General features: G+C 70.5%; 3 protein-coding genes. 1 reads left to right on the top strand and 2 read right to left on the bottom strand.

Annotation, left to right across the window (positions count from 1 at the left end; all coding sequences use genetic code 11):
- Positions 1-92 precede the first annotated feature (92 nt).
- Together FJ251_14290 and pdhA are read right to left on the bottom strand one after the other, a co-directional pair.
- Positions 93-1,058, bottom strand: coding sequence for an alpha-ketoacid dehydrogenase subunit beta (locus FJ251_14290; protein MBM4118874.1), 966 nt, complete (start codon positions 1,056-1,058; stop codon positions 93-95).
- A gap of 7 nt (positions 1,059-1,065) precedes the next feature.
- The gene (pdhA, locus tag FJ251_14285; protein MBM4118873.1) at positions 1,066-2,178 is read right to left on the bottom strand and encodes a pyruvate dehydrogenase (acetyl-transferring) E1 component subunit alpha; all 1,113 of its coding nucleotides are present in this window, start codon (positions 2,176-2,178) and stop codon (positions 1,066-1,068) included.
- 205 nt (positions 2,179-2,383) lie between these two features.
- Between pdhA and FJ251_14280 the strand changes: the two genes are divergently transcribed.
- Positions 2,384-3,885: oxidoreductase (locus FJ251_14280; GenBank protein ID MBM4118872.1), on the top strand; the 1,502-nt coding region annotated here is incomplete at its 3' end.

Raw genomic sequence — 3,885 nt, 5'->3', positions numbered from 1 at the left:
CGCCTCGCCGACGCCCACGTGCCACTTGAGGATCTCGCCCTCGTGCACGCCCTCGCCCAGGTCCGGCAGCTTGAACTCGAACACGGCGCCTCCTAGAAGTCCAGCGTGGCGGCCAGCGCATCGGCGATGCGCCCGGCCGTGGGCAGGTAGGCCTTCTCGCGGCTGAAGCCGGGCGTGACGACGTCGAAGCCCGTCACGCGCGCCACCGGCGCCTCGAGATACATCAGCGCGCGGTCGTTGATCACGGTGACCAGCTCGCTGGACACGCCGAAGCTCCGCGGCGCCTCCTGCACGACGACGCAGCGGCCCGTCTTCTGCACCGAGGCGGCGATGGTCTCCACGTCCAGGGGCGCGATCGTGAGCAGGTCGATCAGCTCAACCGTTGCGCCGCGCTGCTCTCCGAGCAGCGCAGCGGCTTGTTCCGCGGGCCGGCGCATGGCGCCCCAGGCGATCAGCGTGATGTCCGTCCCCTCGCGCACGAGCTCGGCCTTGCCGATGGGGAGCTGCTCGGGGGCCTCCGGCACCTCCTCGCGCCAGGCGCGATAGCTGTGCTTGGGCTCCATGAAGAGCACGGTGTCCGGATCGGCGATCGCGCTGCGCAAGAGCGCCCGCGCGTTCCGCGGCGTGGAGGGAATCACGACCTTGAGCCCGGGGAAGTGCGCGAAGGAGGCCTCGCGGCTCTCGCTGTGGTGCTCGAGCGCGCGCACGCCGCCGCCGTAGGGGACGCGCACCACCATCGGCACCGTGAGCTTGCCCTGGCTGCGATTGCGCACGCGGCTCGCGTGCCCTTCGAGCTGGGCCATCGTCAGGTAGGAGAAGCCGCAAAACTGGATCTCGCAGACGGGCCTGAGGCCCGCCATCGCCATGCCGATGCCCGTGCCGACGATGGCGCTCTCCGCCACCGGCGTGTCCAGCACGCGCGCCTCGCCGAACCTGGCGTGGAGGCCCTCGGTGGCGCGGAAGACGCCGCCGTTGACGCCGACGTCCTCGCCCATCACCAGCACGCTGTCGTCTTCCCCCATCATTTCCGTGAGGGCAAGATTAATCGCCTGGATCATGGTGAGCTTAGCCACGGCCGGCCTCCTCGCGCTCGCGCTCGGCGTCGCGGGCGATCAGCGCCAGGAACTCGGCGCGCTGCTCCGTGATCGCCGCGTGCTCGGTACCGAAGACGTACTCGAACGGCGCATCGAGCGCAAAGGTCGTATCCGCCTCGAAGGCCTTGACCTCCTCGGCGATCTGCGCCCGCAGCTCCTCGCGCAGGGCCTCCTCGCGCTTCTCGTCCCAGAGCTTCTTCGCCTCGAGGTAGCGGCGCAGGCGCAGGATCGGGTCCTTGGCCGCCCACTCGGCCTGGGCCGCGGCCTCGTCGCGGTAGCGCGTGGGATCGTCGGCCGTGGTGTGCACGCCCATGCGATAGGTGACGGCCTCGATCAGGGTCGGCCCCTCGCCGCGCTTGGCGCGCGCGAGCGCCTCGCGCGTGGCGACCACCATCGCCAGCACGTCGTTGCCGTCCACCTGGATGCCCGGCATGCCGTAGGCGATGGCCTTCTGCGCCAGGCTCTGCGAGCGCGTTTGCAACTTGCGCGGCACGGAGATCGCCCACTGGTTGTTCTGGCAGATGAAGACCACCGGCGCCTGCCAGACCGCCGCGAAGTTCAGCCCCTCGTGGAAGTCGCCCTGGCTGGTGGCGCCGTCGCCGAACCAGCAGACCGTGGCCGCCTGCTCCCCGCGGAGCTTCTGGGCGTAGGCGAGGCCCACCGCGTGCGGCACCTGCGCACCGACGATGATCGAGTCGCAGAGCGTGCGCAGCGCGGGATCGATCGCCGAGCCCTCCTCGCGCCCGTTCCAGAAGAGCAGGATGTCGCGGAAGCGGTGCCCGCGCATGAGGCGCCCGCCGAGCTCGCGGAATGCGCCCACGAACCAGTCGGTCTTGCCCATGCAATAACTGGGGCCCACCGAAACGGCCTCCTGCCCCACCGAGGGGCTGAAGGTGCCCAGGCGACCCTGGCGCTGTAGCTTCAACATGCGCTCGTCGGCCTCGCGGCCCCAGACCAGCCCGCGGTAGAGGGCGAGCAGTTCGTCCTTGCCGAGCTTGGGGTCGAGCGCCGCGTCGACCTTCCCCTCCGGATCCAGGATCTGCAGGTACTCGATGTCGAAGTGGGCGACGGGGCTACGGGGCATGGGCGTCCTTTCGAGGCAGTCCGCTCAGACTAACCCGGCGAACGGGGAGCCGCAAGTAGCGCCAGGCCCAGGCGATAACAGGGCCTGTGAACCCTGAATCCTCCAGGCCACGCGCAGGCCCAAGGCTTGCCTTGCGCGAATGCAACGGATGCTCCATCTATTGGCGGATGCATCGATCTCACGCCGCAGGAGGCGGTCCCCCCTCATGAGCGAACGCGAAGCGACCCCCGTGAAGTACCCCGGCATCCCCCTGACCACGAACGGCAACCAGCTCGTGGCCTACTACACCGAGGCGCGCATCACGGACGCCGGCGTCTTCTATCCGATCACGCCCTCCACCGAGATGGGCGAGAACTACCAGCTCGCCTTTGCCGAGGGTAAGCTGAACGTCTTCGGTCGGCCCAAGCTCGCCATCGAGGCCGAGGGCGAGCACGCCGCGCAGGGCGGCGCCATCGCCTACTCGGTGACGGGCAAGCGCGTCGTCAACTTCACCTCGGGCCAGGGCCTCATCTACGGCATCGAGCAGTACTACCACGCCCCGGGCAAGCTCTCGACGCTGGTGGTCGAGGTGGCCGCCCGCGCGCTCACCAAGCACGCGCTCAACGTGCACTGCGGCCACGACGACATCTACGCCGCGCTCGACACGGGCTGGATCGTCCTCTTCGCCAGGGACGCCCAGCAGGCCGCCGACCAGGCCGTCATCCTGCGCCGCGTGACCGAGCTGGCGCTCACGCCGGGCATCAACGCCCAGGACGGCTTCCTCACCAGCCACCTCGAGCGGAGCTTCCGCCGCCACGAGGCCGAGCTGCTGAGAGAATTCCTCGGCGCGCCCGAGGACATGATCGAGACGCCCACGCCCGCCCAGCGCGCGCTCTTCGGTCCGCGCCGCCGCCGCGTGCCGGCCGCCATCGACCTCGCGAATCCAGCCCTCATCGGGCCGGTGCAGAATCAAGAGCACTACATGAACGGCGTGGTGGCGCGGCGCGACGCCTTCGCCGAGCCCATCCTCGGCTTCCTCCGCGATGCCTACGCGGAATTCGCGCGCCTGACCGGCCGCCACTACGGCTTCCTCAGCCGCTACCGCTGCGAGGACGCGGACACGGTCTTCGTCTCGCTGGGTTCGGCGGCCGAGAACATCGAGGCCGCGGTGGACCACCTGCGCGCCACGCGCGGCGCGAAGGTGGGCTCGCTGCACGTCAACGTGCTCCGGCCCTTCCCCGAGGCGGCCCTCGTGGAAGCCCTCGCCGGCCTGCCGCGCGTGATCGTCCTCGAGCGCACGGACGAGCCGCTGGCCGGCGCCAACCCGCTCACCCGCGATCTGCGCGCGGCCTTCGCGAAGGCGCTGGAGAACGGCGTGGCGCCCGCGCACCCGGAGATCCCGGCCATCGGCGCCGAGCAGCTGCCGCGCATCTTCAGCGGGGTCTACGGCCTGGGCAGCCGCGACTTCCGGCCCGAGCACAGCCTCGGCGCCTGGGAGTTCGCGGCCGCGGGCGGCGCTCGGCAAGATGGCCGCAGGGCCGCGGACGGCGAGAGCTTCTTCCTCTCCGGCGTGGACCACCCCTACGCCGTGCGCTCGGCCGAGACGCCTTCGCTCTTGCCCGAGCACGCGATCGCCGTGCGCATGCACTCGATCGGCGGCTGGGGCATGATCACGATGGGCAAGAACCTCGGCGAGATCCTCGGCGAGTTCGGCCGCTACCTCGGCCG

This window comes from bacterium, assembly GCA_016873475.1.
GTDB lineage: Bacteria > Krumholzibacteriota > Krumholzibacteriia > JACNKJ01 > JACNKJ01 > VGXI01.
Note: the sequence above shows the minus strand (reverse complement) of the source record. Positions and strands in the feature narration are given on the sequence as shown.

Bases quoted from the DNA above. Each gene is read 5' to 3' on its own strand.
- FJ251_14290 (MBM4118874.1), bottom strand. From the start codon at position 1,058: ATGATCCAGGCGATTAATCTTGCCCTCACGGAAATGATGGGGGAAGAC.
- pdhA (MBM4118873.1), bottom strand. From the start codon at position 2,178: ATGCCCCGTAGCCCCGTCGCCCACTTCGACATCGAGTACCTGCAGATC.